The sequence below is a fragment of the Arthrobacter sp. 01T425 genome (assembly GCF_056398725.1).
This window is the reverse complement of the sequence record NZ_JBFTPY010000019.1, coordinates 26819-39667: the sequence shown is the minus strand read 5'-3', so window position 1 is coordinate 39667 and position 12849 is coordinate 26819. Positions and strand designations below refer to the sequence as shown.

At 66.0% G+C, this 12849-nt stretch carries 13 protein-coding genes; 7 read left to right on the top strand and 6 right to left on the bottom strand.

From position 1 onward, the window contains the following. From flgK to fliW, 3 genes are read left to right on the top strand one after another with little or no spacing between them, the layout of a single operon-like run. Nucleotides 1-1413 carry a flagellar hook-associated protein FlgK gene (flgK, locus tag AC1DNG_RS18170; protein WP_476857558.1) on the top strand — a complete coding sequence of 471 codons (1413 nt, stop codon included), beginning with the start codon at nt 1-3 and terminating at the stop codon, nt 1411-1413. Nucleotides 1414-1415: 2 nt separating this feature from the next. Then, the gene (gene flgL, locus AC1DNG_RS18165) at nt 1416-2339 is read left to right on the top strand and encodes a flagellar hook-associated protein FlgL (protein ID WP_476857559.1); all 924 of its coding nucleotides are present in this window, start codon (nt 1416-1418) and stop codon (nt 2337-2339) included. Continuing rightward, a complete protein-coding gene (fliW, locus tag AC1DNG_RS18160; protein WP_476887930.1) occupies nt 2336-2740 on the top strand; it encodes a flagellar assembly protein FliW in 405 nt (134 codons plus the stop codon). The genes flgL and fliW overlap by 4 nt, the downstream gene beginning before the upstream one ends. Nucleotides 2741-2793: 53 nt before the next feature. On the opposite strand, the gene AC1DNG_RS18155 is transcribed toward fliW, so the two are convergent. The 3 genes from AC1DNG_RS18155 to AC1DNG_RS18145 form a co-directional block, all read right to left on the bottom strand. After that, entirely contained in the window at nt 2794-3339 is a 546-nt protein-coding gene (locus AC1DNG_RS18155; RefSeq protein ID WP_476857582.1) for an AMIN-like domain-containing (lipo)protein, read from the bottom strand. Nucleotides 3340-3659: 320 nt separating this feature from the next. Continuing rightward, complete coding sequence (locus AC1DNG_RS18150; RefSeq protein WP_018775830.1) at nt 3660-3962, bottom strand: DUF4193 domain-containing protein; 303 nt, start codon at nt 3960-3962, stop codon at nt 3660-3662. Between the two features lie 193 nt (nt 3963-4155). Continuing rightward, nucleotides 4156-4650, bottom strand: a complete 495-nt coding sequence (locus AC1DNG_RS18145; RefSeq protein ID WP_476887929.1) for a GyrI-like domain-containing protein — start codon at nt 4648-4650, stop codon at nt 4156-4158. 234 nt (nt 4651-4884) lie between these two features. Between AC1DNG_RS18145 and AC1DNG_RS18140 the strand changes: the two genes are divergently transcribed. The 4 genes from AC1DNG_RS18140 (at nt 4885) to AC1DNG_RS18125 (ending at nt 10078) form a co-directional block, all read left to right on the top strand. Further along, the gene (locus tag AC1DNG_RS18140; protein ID WP_476887928.1) at nt 4885-5910 is read left to right on the top strand and encodes a nitrilase-related carbon-nitrogen hydrolase; all 1026 of its coding nucleotides are present in this window, start codon (nt 4885-4887) and stop codon (nt 5908-5910) included. After that, nucleotides 5907-6950 carry an agmatine deiminase family protein gene (locus AC1DNG_RS18135; RefSeq protein WP_476887927.1) on the top strand — a complete coding sequence of 348 codons (1044 nt, stop codon included), beginning with the start codon at nt 5907-5909 and terminating at the stop codon, nt 6948-6950. The genes AC1DNG_RS18140 and AC1DNG_RS18135 overlap by 4 nt, the downstream gene beginning before the upstream one ends. Beyond that, entirely contained in the window at nt 6947-8515 is a 1569-nt protein-coding gene (locus AC1DNG_RS18130; RefSeq protein ID WP_476851555.1) for an APC family permease, read from the top strand. The genes AC1DNG_RS18135 and AC1DNG_RS18130 overlap by 4 nt, the downstream gene beginning before the upstream one ends. A 240-nt stretch (nt 8516-8755) precedes the next feature. Further along, a complete protein-coding gene (locus AC1DNG_RS18125; RefSeq protein ID WP_476887926.1) occupies nt 8756-10078 on the top strand; it encodes a hypothetical protein in 1323 nt (440 codons plus the stop codon). Between the two features lie 25 nt (nt 10079-10103). Here AC1DNG_RS18125 and AC1DNG_RS18120 read toward each other — a convergent pair whose 3' ends face one another. From AC1DNG_RS18120 to AC1DNG_RS18110, 3 genes are read right to left on the bottom strand one after another with little or no spacing between them, the layout of a single operon-like run. Continuing rightward, on the bottom strand, nt 10104-10982 hold the full coding sequence (locus tag AC1DNG_RS18120; RefSeq protein ID WP_476887925.1) for a polysaccharide deacetylase family protein: 879 nt from the start codon (nt 10980-10982) through the stop codon (nt 10104-10106). A 53-nt stretch (nt 10983-11035) separates the two neighbouring features. After that, entirely contained in the window at nt 11036-11959 is a 924-nt protein-coding gene (locus AC1DNG_RS18115; RefSeq protein ID WP_476851558.1) for an NAD-dependent epimerase/dehydratase family protein, read from the bottom strand. Nucleotides 11960-11997: 38 nt separating this feature from the next. After that, nucleotides 11998-12756: an SDR family NAD(P)-dependent oxidoreductase gene (locus tag AC1DNG_RS18110; protein WP_476851559.1), complete on the bottom strand. Its 759-nt coding sequence runs from the start codon at nt 12754-12756 to the stop codon at nt 11998-12000. Nucleotides 12757-12849 lie beyond the last annotated feature (93 nt).

The window sequence follows — 12849 nt, the reverse complement described above, 5'->3', positions numbered from 1 at the left end:
ATGAGTACCTTCGGCGCGCTGAACACCGCCTACCGTGGCTTGACCGCCGCCCAGCAGGGCATGAACGTGGCCGGGCAGAACATTGCCAACGCCGCCACCGAGGGTTACACCCGGCAGCGCGTCCAGCAATCGTCAATCGTGGCTCCCGCGCAGGGCCTGTTCGGTTCGGGCCGCCCCGAAGCCGGGAATGGCGTCTCCGTGGACGGCATCGCACGCTTGGGCAGCAGCTTCCTTGACGGAAGCGTCCGCTCGACGGCGGCCCAGTCCGGCTACGCCAGCGCCCGGTCCTCGGCGCTCCAAGGGATCGAGGGCATCCTTCAGGAACCCGGCGAAAACGGCATCTCCACCGCGCTCCAGGGCTTCTGGTCGGCCTGGCAAGGCGCCGCCAACCACCCCAACGACTCCGCCGCCAAGGGACTGGTCCTGCAGGCCGGCAACGACCTCGCCAGCAAGGTCTCCTCTTCCTACCGCTCCCTTGAGGGCCAGTGGAGCAGCGTCCGCGGCCAGGCCCAGGGCGCCGTGGACACCGTCAATGCCGCCGCCACGCAGGTGGCCGCCTTCAACACCAGCATTCGCTCAACCCTCGCCGCGGGAGGATCGGCCAACGAGTTGATCGACGCGCGGGCCAAGCTCACCGAGACCATCTCCCGGCTGACCGGCGGCACCGTCAGGGAACAGGCTGACGGCACCGTGGATGTCCATGTCGGCGGAAACGCCCTCGTGATGGGCAGCTCCGTCCGGGCACTCGCCCTCTCCGGAAGCCAGACTGCGGACAAGCTCGGCACAGCCGTGCAGCTTGAGTGGGCGGACCGGCCGGGTGCGGCAATCGCCGTCGCCGATGGGGAAATCGCCGGCGCGTTGTCCGTCCTGGCTCCTGCCGCGAACGGCGGCGCCATCGATTCGGCCGCACAGTCGCTGAACAAGTTCGCCGGCGACCTGCGGGACGCGGTCAACGCCCTTCACTTCGGCGGACGGACCTCTGACGGCTCGGCGTCCGGTAACTTCTTCGACCCGGCCGCCGCGGGCCCTGCGGCGCTCGCTCTCGCTGTTGTGCCCCAGGCCGCCGCAGAGATCGCAGTCGGCGTGGCGGGTGCGGGGAACCTGGACGGCAGCCTCGCCGACAAGATTTCACAGCTTGGCACTGGGCCGGGGTCTCCGGACCGCGCCTGGGCAAACATCGTCACCGGGATCGGTGTGCAGTCACGCGGCGCCCAGCAGCATGAAGCGTTGAGCTCGGCAGCGGAAATCTCCGCGCAGTCCAACCGTTCCTCGCAGGCGTCCGTCAGCCTGGACGAAGAAAACGTCAGCCTGCTCACCAACCAGCACGCATACCAGGCCGCGGCCCGCGTCATGACGGCTGTGGACGAAGCCCTGGACGTCCTGATCAACCGCACCGGACTGGTAGGAAGGTAGACATGCTGAACCGGGTAACCAACCTGACCATGAGCACAACCGCCCAGCGGACCCTGCAGGCCCAGCAGTCCAAGCTGGCCCAGCTGCAGGAAAAGGCGACCACGCTGGACAAGATTTCGCGCCCGTCTGACGATCCTGCCGCCACGGCGCAGGCTCTCGATACGCGCGCGCGGCTCGCCGCCAACGCCCAGTACGGCAGGAACATCGACGACGGCGCCAGCTGGCTCAACGCGGCCGACTCCGCCCTCAGCCAGGCCACCAACGTCATGAACCGCATCCTCGACCTCACGGTCCAGGCCGGCAACGGCGCGCTCAACCAGGCGGGCAAGGACGCGATCGCCGTCGAGCTCGAAGGGCTGAACAAGGATCTGCTCTCAACCGCCAACAGCAAGCACCTTGGCCGGAACATTTTTGCTGGAAGTTCGGACGCGGCCACGGCCTTCAGCCCAGCCATCCCGGCCGACCCGAGCATCCCAGGAGACACCGGAACTCCCCCAGTCTTCAACGGCGTCGCCGGCGGCTCAGTGGAACGGCGCATCAGTGCCGACAGAACTGTCCGGGTCGACGCGGACGGCGCCGCGATCTTCGGCAGCGGCTCCGGCTCCGTCTTCGACGCCGTCACCAAGACCATCGAGTCACTGCGCAAAGGTGAGGATGCCACTGTGAACCTCACCAACCTGCAGGCGTCGTTCAAGAACATCGTCAGCGGGCGTGCTGAAATAGGATCACGGCAGGTGCAGCTGGAACGCGCCGGCAACGTCAACACCGAACTGGAGGCCACCTTGGATGCACAGAAGATGGGCATTGAAAAGGCAGATCTCGGCAGCGTCATCATGGACCTGAAGCTTCAGGAAACCAACTACCAGGTGGCCCTCGCGGCGACGGCCCGGGTGCTTCAGCCCACCCTGATGGACTTCCTGCGGTGAGCACCCCGGTCATGGACACTCCGGTCGCAAGCCTGCCCCTCACATTCACCGCACCCATGCCTGGCTTCGAGGAGCTGCACGATTTCGCGCTGCGGAGCGTCGAGGGCGCGGCCGGACTGTACGCCCTGGAGGGAGGTTCCAGCCCGGTGCGGCTATTCCTGGCCGATGCGGCCGTGTTTGCACCGAGCTACTCTCCGCCGATCCCGGCAGCCTCGCTGGAGGCCCTCGAACTCGACGGGCGGGACGCCGCCCAGGTACTGGTCGTGGTGAACCACTCGCCCGGTTCCACGACCGTCAACCTCATGGCCCCGATCGTTCTGAACCGTGCCGCCGGGCGCTGCACGCAGCTGGTGCTGGACGGCCGGGACTTCCCGCTCCGGGCCGAGCTCGGCTCGCTCTAGCCGACCCGCCCGGCAAGGCGCGCAGCCCTGCCTTGCGACCGGCTTCACCAGCCTCACCAGAAATGCGCCACGTCCACCACGAGCCGGGACCCGGTGCCCGGCCCGGGCAGGGCCAGGACCCGGAACGGCAGCCGGGCGCGGACCCCCAGGCCAATGGTCGAATAGCCCTCGAAGCTGCCCGCCCACGCCACCTGCCGGAACGTCTGGTAGCCGGCCACGTCAGCCAATTCATTCTTGTTCGCCGGATTGTAGGTGGGATTGCCGGCGTCGTCATATGCGGGTGCATTGACCGTGAGCTGAATGAAGGCCTGGCCCCGCAACGGGACCGGCAGGCCGGACCCGTCCTGCACCACCGCGGGTACGTAGCGGACACTGTAGCCGGCCACGGGGCCGTTGAGGTCAATGACCAGCCGGTCGAAGCAGTAGTGCTGACCGGTGCGGACGTCCACCACCTTGGCCTGGCTCATGGCCGGATCCAGTTTGCTCAGCGACCCCCAGGCCAGTCCGCAGTACGGGTCTGCGGCGGCCGGCGCCGGCGCAAGAATCCCGAGCGCGGCGGCCATCAGAACAGCCGCGAGCAACGCGTTGACCTTTTTCAACTGGATCTTCTTCAACTGGGTCTTCTTCAAGGCCGCCACCCCCTGGTGCTGCCTGACCCTTGGGCTGGCGGAACAGTCAGCGCAGGTCAGACGCTTTCAGCGTAGGCGGGCCCGGCCCGGCGGGCGAGGTCCTCCACAGTTTCGGCGCCCAACCGTTAGCGTGGCCCGCTGCTGGTCACGGACGGATTGCACGGACCCTGTTCGTGAAGGTCGTTCACGAACAGATAACACCGCCAGCAGCAGGCCTGGCCGGGAACGGCGAAGCGCCGGCACCCTCGCGGGTCCGGCGCTTCGTACGGCCTGTCTGTTGCCGGAAGGTTTTAGCCTTCGCAGTCGCGGCAGTACTTCATGCCGTTCTTCTCAAGGGCCACCTGGGACCTGTGGCGGACCAGGAAGCAGGAGGAGCAGGTGAATTCATCGGACTGCTCCGGAACAACAATGACCGTCAGCTCTTCGCCGGACAGATCTGCACCGGGAAGATCAATGCCTTCAGCGGTGTCGTTCTCATCGACGTCGATCACAGCGGTCTGCGCGCCGCCGCCGCGGGACGCCTGAAGGGCCTCCAGCGACTCAGCGGGAGATTCTTCTTCTGTCTTGCGTGGGGCGTCGTAATCGGTAGCCATATCGGGGTTCACTTTCGTTGCTGCGCAGCGCCATTTCAGGCACCTCAGTGAAGCAGTTTAGGACATTATGCATGGAGTAGAGCAATAGTGTGGCCTATCAGACAGAATGAGTCGGACGGGCCCTGGAAACCCGGGCAGCGGCCCCCGGCCGGGGCCCCTCCGCGCGGCGGCCGGGCAGTGCAGGTGCGGCATTTCAGTCGACCGGCCAGACCACGAGCGTCTGCCACTTAGCTGGATCGGGTTCGACGCCGGGATCGGTGAGGTAGTACTCCCACATTGCTGCTCCCGGGCTCGCGCCGTCCTGCCGCATCCGCGCCATGATCGCGCCGTAAGTGCGCTGCAGTGATTCGTAGGGACCGATGTGCATCGCCTCGTAGGCCTGGCCTGCGGGGAGGGTGCCGGCGACAACCGCCGTGTCCGCTCCACTGGGGTTCGTGAACGGCGCGGCGAGGGGGAACCCCGCCTCCACGTCGACGACGTCCGTCGGCATGCCGCGGTACAGCGCGAACGGGGGTCCGGCCAACTGGACATGCTGCTCCTGCGCCGCACCCATGACGGCGGCGAAGGCACGGCCGAAAAAATCCCGCAACGCATTCATCGGGACTGTCTCATGCACCACCGCCGTGGGCTGTTCCTTGAGTTGGGCGGCCCTGATGTCCGGGGCCGGCCCCGGGTTCGTTTGAGTCATACCCCAGACTCTGCCGGGACTAATCCACGGTCTAGGGCCTTACGGCCCGCGCCCCCAGGGGAGGTCCGCGCCGTGGTCCAGTAGCGGTCCGGCTGCCGGCCCGGGGACGGCGCGGGTTCCACCCCGAATAAATAAATGAACTTTATTCATATTAGGTCTTGCCCCGTGCCGCCATCACCCTCAAACTAAATGAACAACGTTCATTAATGTGACGCCCGTCTCACTGGAGTAGCCATGATCGAAATCACGTCCCTCGACACCCCGCCCTCCCTCGCCCGCACGCTGCCCTCCGGCCGGCCGGCTCTGCGGATCGGCGTCGTGCAGCATCGCTGGCATCCTGACGCCGCGGCCCTGCACGCCGAACTGGACGAAGGCATCGGGCGCGCCGCCCGGCTGGGAGCAGCCGTCGTCTTCCTCCCCGAGCTCACGCTGTCCCGCTACCCCGCGGACACGCTTCCCGAAAATGACGCCGCCCGCGGCGGGACCACGCGCCCGCGGCCCTCGGACATTGCCGAGGATCTGTTCACCGGCCCCACGTTCCGGTTCGCGGCGGACGCGGCCCGGAGGCACGGCATCTGCGTCCACGCTTCGCTGTACCAGAAGGCGGAGAATCCGGACGGCACAGACGACGGCCTGGGCCTGAACACCGCCATCCTGGTGTCCCCCGGGGGCGAACTCCTGGCCCGCACCCACAAGCTCCACATTCCCGTCACGGCAGGCTACTACGAGGACAAATTCTTCCGCCAGGGCCCGGACGGCGACGATGCCTACGAGGTCCACTCCCCCGCCGAACTCGGCGGCGCACGGTTGGGCATGCCCACCTGCTGGGACGAGTGGTTCCCGGAGCTGGCGCGGATCTACTCCCTCGGCGGCGCGGAACTCCTGGTCTACCCCACAGCCATCGGCTCCGAGCCCGACCACCCCGACTTCGACACCCAGCCGTTGTGGCAGCAGGTCATCGTGGGCAACAGCATCGCCAACGGGCTGTTCATGGTGGTCCCCAACCGCTGGGGCAGCGAAGGCACGCTGAACTTCTACGGTTCCTCCTTCATCTCCGATCCCTACGGCCGGATCCTTGCCCAGGCACCGCGGGACGAATCCGCGGTGCTCGTCGCGGACCTCGACCTCGACCAGCGCCGGGACTGGCTCACGCTTTTCCCCTTCCTGGCCACCCGACGCCCGGACACGTACGGGCGGCTGACCGAACCGGTTCGCCCCGACGCCCCGCTCGGCGCCGACACCAGCAAGGCCACCGCATGAGCGCGTGGCGGATGCCGTCCGAAACGGCGCCCCAGGACCGTGTCTGGATGGCGTTCCCCACCGGCGGCTACACCCTGGGCGAAACAGCGGCAGAAGCCCACGCCGCCCGCTCCGTCTGGGCCGCCGTCGCGAACGCCGTCGTGGAATTCGAACCGGTCACCATGCTGGTGGCGTCGGCGGATGTGCAGACCGCGGCGGACTACCTCCACCCGGATATCGAGGTGGTCCCCGCCGCGCTGAACGACGCCTGGATGCGGGACATCGGCCCCACGTTCGTCCTCGACGACGGCGGCCGGCTCGGCGCCGTCGACTGGGTCTTCAACGGCTGGGGCGGCCAGGACTGGGCCGCCTGGGACAAGGACGCGCTCGTGGCGTCGGCCGTCGCGGCCCGCTCGGGGGCCAGCCACCTTGTCTCGCCGCTGGTGAACGAGGGCGGCGGCATCCACGTCGACGGCGAAGGCACCGTCCTCGTCACCGAGACGGTCCAGCTCGATCCGGGCCGCAATCCCGGGCTCAGCAAGGCCGACGTCGAAGCCGAGCTGGGCCGGACCCTGGGCGTAAGCCACGTCGTCTGGCTTCCCCGCGGCCTGACCCGGGATTCGGAACGGTTCGGCACGCGCGGCCACGTCGACATCGTTGCGGCCATCCCGTCCCCGGGCACCGTGCTGGTCCATTCCCAACAGAACCCGGCACACCCCGACTTCGAAGTCTGCCGGGCCATCATCAGCCACCTCGCCACCACCCGGGACGCGGCCGGCCGCGAATGGAACATCATCGAGGTCCCCGCCCCGGAAACCCTGACGGATGAGGAGGGGTTCGTCGACTACAGCTACATCAACCACCTGGTGGTCAACGGCGGCGTCATCGCCTGCACCTTCGGCGACCCGATGGACGAAAAAGCCTTGCGCATCCTTGGCGACGCCTACCCCGGCCGCAGGGTAGTCGGCATCGACGCCCGCGAGCTCTTCGCCCGCGGCGGCGGCATCCACTGCATCACCCAACAGCAACCATCCGTCCCCCAGAAAATAGGTCAGCAATGAGTCAGACTATCGGCCGCGAAGACGGCACCATCACGCACGACGTCGTCGATCCGGCCGGTTCCAAGCACGGCATCTCGGGCAAGGGGCTCAAGGGCGGCCAGCTGGGCCTGCTCGCCGTCGTCGTCCTCGGCATCTCCTCCGTGGCACCCGCCTACAGCCTGACCAGTTCGCTGGGACCCGCCGTCGGCGCCGTGGGCCTGCAGCTGCCGGCGATCTTCATTGTCGCGTTCATCCCGATGATCCTGGTGGCGTTCGCCTACCGTGAGCTCAACGCCGATTCACCGGACAGCGGCACCACCTTCACGTGGGCCACCAAGGCGTTCGGCCCGTTCGTCGGCTGGCTGGGCGGCTGGGGTCTGCTGGCCGCCAACATCATCGTCCTGTCCAACCTGGCCGGCGTCGCGGTGGACTTCTTCTACCTCTTCCTGGCCCAGGTGTTCAACAACCCGGACCTCGCGGACCTGACCTCCAACACGGCCGTAAACATCATGACGTGCCTGGTGTTCGTGGCACTGGCCGTCTGGGTCAGCTACCGCGGCCTGCACGCCACCAAGCTGGTGCAGTACACCATGGTCGGATTCCAGGTCCTCGTCCTGGGCATCTTCGTCGTCATGGCACTCACCCACGCCGCCTCGGGCGACTCCGGCACCGCGATCGCCTTCAGCTGGGACTGGTTCAACCCGATGAAGATCGGCAGCTTCGAGCAGTTCGCCGCCGGCATGTCACTGGCCGTCTTCGTCTACTGGGGCTGGGACGTGTGCCTCACCGTCAACGAGGAAACCAAGGGCGGCAAGGGTACCGCCGGCCGGGCAGGAACCACGACGGCGGTCGCCGTCCTGGCCCTTTACCTCGTCGCGATCGTGGCCACCATGATGGTTGCCGGCACCGGAACCGACGGCATCGGCCTGAACAACCCGGACAACCAGTCGAATATCTTTGCGGCACTGGCTTCCCCAGTCATGGGTCCGCTGGCCATCCTGATGTCCCTGGCCGTTCTCTCCGGCACCGCGTCGTCCCTGCAGTCCACCATGGCCTCTCCCGCACGCAGCCTGCTGGCGATGGGCCACTACGGGGCACTGCCGCCGCGCTTCGCATCCGTCAGCAAGCGGTTCGGGTCCCCCGGTTTCGCAACGGTGATTGCCGGTGTGATCTCCGGCGGCTTCTACGCCGTCATGAAGGTAGTCAGCGAGAACGTCCTCAATGACACCATCATGGCCCTGGGCCTGATGATCTGCTTCTACTACGGCCTCACGGCCTTCGCCTGCACCTGGTACTTCCGGCACAGCCTGTTCTCCAGCGTCCGCAACTTCTTCATGCGGCTGCTGTTCCCGGTCCTGGGCGGCCTGGTCCTCACCGTGGTCTTCTTCCAGACCGCCGTGGACAGCTGGGCACCGGAATTCGGCAGCGGCTCGGAGGTCTTCGGCGTGGGCCTGGTGTTCATTCTGGGGATCGGCATCCTCGCCCTCGGCGTCGTGATCATGCTGGTCGCCGCGAAACTGCATCCGGGCTTCTTCCGGGGCGAGACCATCCGGAAGGACACCCCCGCCCTGGTGGTTCCGGAGTAGCCTCCCAGCAACGACCCGCCGGCCCGAATGAGCTCGGAGCCGGCGGGTTTTTGCGTGCGTCCGTCGCCCGCGTAGCTGCCAGACATGTTGAGGAACACCTCCCCGTGCTAGATTCACGCTGTCTGCATTTCCGCGGGCTCTAGCGCAGCCTGTTCCGGGCGCGGCAATTTGGGGGAAATTTTTATGCTGCTATTCGACCGCGTCCGGCCTCTATCAATTCCGTTGTTCCTTGGTGTGGTCATGATGCTTTCCCTGACACCGCTTGCCCCCGCATCCGCCGCGCCGGATACGACGACGGCGGTCAGTGCAGCGTCCGCCGCGCCGTTGACGACGGCCCCCGTGCCGACGGTCAAGGGCACAACAAAGGTCGGCTACACCCTGACCGCGGTCCCGGGCATCTGGGGTCCGGCACCCGTCACTCTGACGTATCAGTGGAAGGCGAACGGCGTCGTCATCATTGGCGCGACCGCCGCCGCCTACAAACTGGCCGCGGCGCAGGCCGGCAAGGCCCTTACCGTCACCGTCACCGGAACCAAGACCGGCTACACCACCGCCGCGAAGACCTCGACCCCCACCGCAGCCATCGCCGCCGGCTCGCTCGGGCCGGCCCCGGTGCCGACGATCACCGGAATGACAAAAGCCGGCTACACTCTGACCGCAGTCCCGGGCACGTGGGGTCCGGCTCCCGTCATCCTGAAGTACCAGTGGAAGGCGAACGGCGTCGTCATCATTGGCGCGACCGCCGCCACCTACAAACTGGCCGCGGCGCAGGCCGGCAAGGCCCTCACCGTCACCGTCACCGGAACCAAGACCGGCTACACCACCGCCGTGAAGACCTCGGCCGGCACAGCGGCAGTCACGCCCGCAGGACCCGGCGTCGACGTGTCCTGGCCGCAGTGCGGCAAACCGCTGCCCAAGGGCCAGAGCTTCGCGATCATTGGTGTGAACAACGGCCTGGCGAACAACACCAACTCGTGCCTGGCCACCCAGCTGTCCTGGGCCGCCACGTCCACCGGCGGGACCGGGCAGCCCCTCGTGGCCCTGTACGTAAATACCGGGAACCCCGGGACGGCCGGCTCCTGGTGGCCCACCAGCAACACCTATGCCGGGAAGACCGTGGCCAACCCCTACGGCACGTGCACCAAGGGCTCGGTCGGTTCGGCGTGCTCCTATATGTACGGTTACGCCAAGGCCTACGACGACGCCATCATCCGCGGGGTCAAGAACCCGGCCTCCTACACCTGGTGGTTGGACATCGAGACCGAAAACTCCTGGTCAACGAACAAGGCCGCCAACAGAGCTGATCTGGAGGGCATGGCCGCCTACTTTGCCAGCATCGGCGCCAAAACCGGGCTCTACTCGACCGGCTACCAATGGGCACAGATCATCGGCACGGTGCCCTCGACAAGCAACCTTTACGCCCAGCCAAGCTGGCTCGCCGGCGGGAGCTCCTTCCAAAACGCCAGCAGCATGTGTTTGGCAGCGCCGCTGACAGGCGGCGGGAAAGTCACCATGGCCCAGTACATCTCGGGCGGCTTCGACTACAACAAGTCCTGCATCTGAGTTCCAGCCTCCGGCCAGTCCGGATTCAGTAGTCCGGATAGAGCTCCTCGGACGCTGTAACTGGATTGAGGGGCTCGGCAATCAATGCGGGGTCACCGAGTGCCGCTTCCGCGAGCGCTTCGCACGTCGAGAAGCGGACATCGCCTCGTTCCAGCGCAGTTTCGATCACGGTCCGCAGCGCCTCCAGCCGTCCTGCCCGCCCAGTGAGGAACGGGTGGCAAGTGAGCATGAAAAGAGCACCATGACGTCGCATTGCGTCGATCTCATGAATCCACATGTCCGCCACGACAAGTGGCGACTGGATGATTTCACCGATCTTGGGTTCCGGAAGGAAGGCATACTGCTCCCAGTCATCCAGACTCCAATGTGGGGGGAGCTCCGCAACTGTGCCTGCGGGGGTTTCGATGAGATAGGGGACGTCCGCGTCCATCAGGCTGGAATCGTATTTCAGCCCGTATTCAGCCACCAACGACGGTGTCTGCCACGAGGGCTCCCACAGTGCGGCGCGATGCCCCTTTGGAGAAATGCCGAAACGCCCGAGTGCAGCTAGCGCCAGATCGAAGTCGGCGCGTTCGTCGTCGAAACTCATGTTCACCGCGGTGCGGTGAGTGTGTGAGTGGTGCGCGATCTCATGACCCGATTCCAGGACCTGTTCCACCATGCGGGGATACCGCTCCGCGGTTACTCCTGGAATGAAGAATGTCGCCGGCTGCTGCACATCCTCCAACATCTGGAGAATCCGGGGAACACCCACCTTGGGTCCGAACGCCTGGTGGGTCATCGCCATCGCATTGTCGGCGTAGCGCCGGCCGGCGGCCAGGACGGGCGACTCGGCGTCGACGTCGAAGGTCAACGCGGCAACGCAGGCCGCCCCCTGCCTCCAGCCGCTTTTATCGAATGTCATGTTCGTCCCTCTTCGAAGAAATGGGTTGGAAGAAATGAGTCAGAAGAAAGGGGTCAGAAGTCATGGGTGGAGAGCCAGTCGGCATAGTCGCCGAGGGCCCGATGCAGCGGCCAGACCGATTCGTAGCCGAGATCCGCGGCTGCGGAAGCGATGCTGAAGTGGCCCTGCAGATCCAAGGTTGGATCCGTCCCGGGCCCGATCTCCACGGAGGCGTCCGGGAATGCGATTCGAACTTCTTTGACGACGTCGCTGAGTGTCCAGTACTCGCTGCCGGAGATGTTGTAGGCCAGGGGCCTGGCCCGGGCCGTTTCTGGTGCCTGGACTGCCGCCAGGACGGCAAGAGCGACGTCGCGGACGTAGACAAGGTTGTAGCGGTGGTCGGCCCCGTGGTCCTGTGAGAATGAACCGTCGCGGACTACGCCGCGCATAATGTCCCGCATGACTTCATCCATGCGGTTTCCGGGTCCGTAAACCTGGCCGATGCGCAGGGAGATGACGTCGATTCCATACCTGTCGCCGTAGACCCGTCCGAGCCATTCCCCGGTAACCTTCGTCACGGCGTAAGGCGTCGTCGGATTTACTGGCTCCGATTCGAGAACCACCGGTGCTGAGGTCTTTCCGTACACGCACTCGGAAGAGAAGTTGATGATCCGTTTGACGCCGTGGAGTCGTGCCGCCTCGAAAACCGCCACCGTTCCCTCGACGTTGGCAGCAAACGTAGCCAGGGGAAAGCTCAGGGAATAGGTCGGGTGGGATATGGCGGCGGTATGGACGATGGTGTCGACGTCGTGCTCCTTGAATACTTCGAGGAGACGGGGGATATCGAACAGTTCGCCCTGGACGGAAACGACGTCGGGGCGTGGCGCCTCGATGAAGTCCCGGTTGTAGCTGACTGTTTGATGGCCGGCGTCGGCGAGTTCGTTGACGATGTGGCGTCCGGTGAATCCGGCACCACCTGTGACCAGAACAGAGCTCATGTGATGTTGCCTTTCACTAGGTGCGTTGGATGTGGGATTCAATGTCCGAGTGGGAACGTCGTGGTCCGACCACCATCGACAACAAGGTTTGTTCCCGTGACATACGAGGATTCAGGACCCAACAGCCACAGCGCCGCGGCTGCAATCTCCTCGGGCAGGGCGAACCGGCCAAGCGGCACGGACACTTCGTCCCGGGCGCGTTCTTCTTCGTTCGCGAACTCGGCCGCAAGCATCGGGGTATCTGTCGTGCCCGGCGACAGTGCGTTGACCCGGACGCCGGCCGGTGCGAGTTCGGCGGCCAGTGACCGCATCATCGACAGCACGCCGCCCTTGGTCGCGGTGTATGCGGTGTAGCCTGCCTGGCCGACGAGTGACAGCTCGCTGGCAGTGCAGACCAGCGATCCACCGCCGTTGGCCGAGAGCGTCCGCGCCGCTGCCCGGGCGAAGTGGAAAGTGCCGGTCAAGTTCACCCGGATCAGTCTCTGCCACAGCTCGTCGGATGTTTCGGCGATGGGCGCAACACTGGAGATTCCTGCGGCGTTGAAGGCCCCGCTCAGGGGCCCGAGTTCTGCTTCCGCCCGGGCGAAGGCGCCATCGACCTGTTGGGACTCAGATACGTCGGCTTCGATGAAGATCACAGCGCCCGAGACTTGGCTTTTTGCGTCTTCAAGCAGACGGTCCGGGAGACCGACCGCTGCAACCTTTGCCCCTTGCGCCAGAAGGGCCCGGGTGGTCGCGAGACCGATGCCGGAGCTGGCTCCGGTGACAAGGTAGGCCTTGTCCTGAAAATGGCTCATGTCTCCTCTTCCCCGTTGGATGTGGAAAGGCGGGCAGCATGCCCCCGGTCACGATTCGGGGGCATACGCCGGATTTGCCGGTTTAACCTTGAT

Coding starts and splice junctions, on each gene's coding strand:
- AC1DNG_RS18120 (WP_476887925.1), bottom strand. CDS start 10,982: ATGACATTCGATAAAAGCGGCTGGAGGCAGGGGGCGGCCTGCGTTGCC.
- AC1DNG_RS18125 (WP_476887926.1), top strand. CDS start 8,756: ATGATGCTTTCCCTGACACCGCTTGCCCCCGCATCCGCCGCGCCGGAT.
- AC1DNG_RS18130 (WP_476851555.1), top strand. CDS start 6,947: ATGAGTCAGACTATCGGCCGCGAAGACGGCACCATCACGCACGACGTC.
- AC1DNG_RS18110 (WP_476851559.1), bottom strand. CDS start 12,756: ATGAGCCATTTTCAGGACAAGGCCTACCTTGTCACCGGAGCCAGCTCC.
- AC1DNG_RS18140 (WP_476887928.1), top strand. CDS start 4,885: ATGATCGAAATCACGTCCCTCGACACCCCGCCCTCCCTCGCCCGCACG.
- AC1DNG_RS18145 (WP_476887929.1), bottom strand. CDS start 4,650: ATGACTCAAACGAACCCGGGGCCGGCCCCGGACATCAGGGCCGCCCAA.
- flgK (WP_476857558.1), top strand. CDS start 1: ATGAGTACCTTCGGCGCGCTGAACACCGCCTACCGTGGCTTGACCGCC.
- AC1DNG_RS18150 (WP_018775830.1), bottom strand. CDS start 3,962: ATGGCTACCGATTACGACGCCCCACGCAAGACAGAAGAAGAATCTCCC.
- AC1DNG_RS18135 (WP_476887927.1), top strand. CDS start 5,907: ATGAGCGCGTGGCGGATGCCGTCCGAAACGGCGCCCCAGGACCGTGTC.
- AC1DNG_RS18115 (WP_476851558.1), bottom strand. CDS start 11,959: ATGAGCTCTGTTCTGGTCACAGGTGGTGCCGGATTCACCGGACGCCAC.
- flgL (WP_476857559.1), top strand. CDS start 1,416: ATGCTGAACCGGGTAACCAACCTGACCATGAGCACAACCGCCCAGCGG.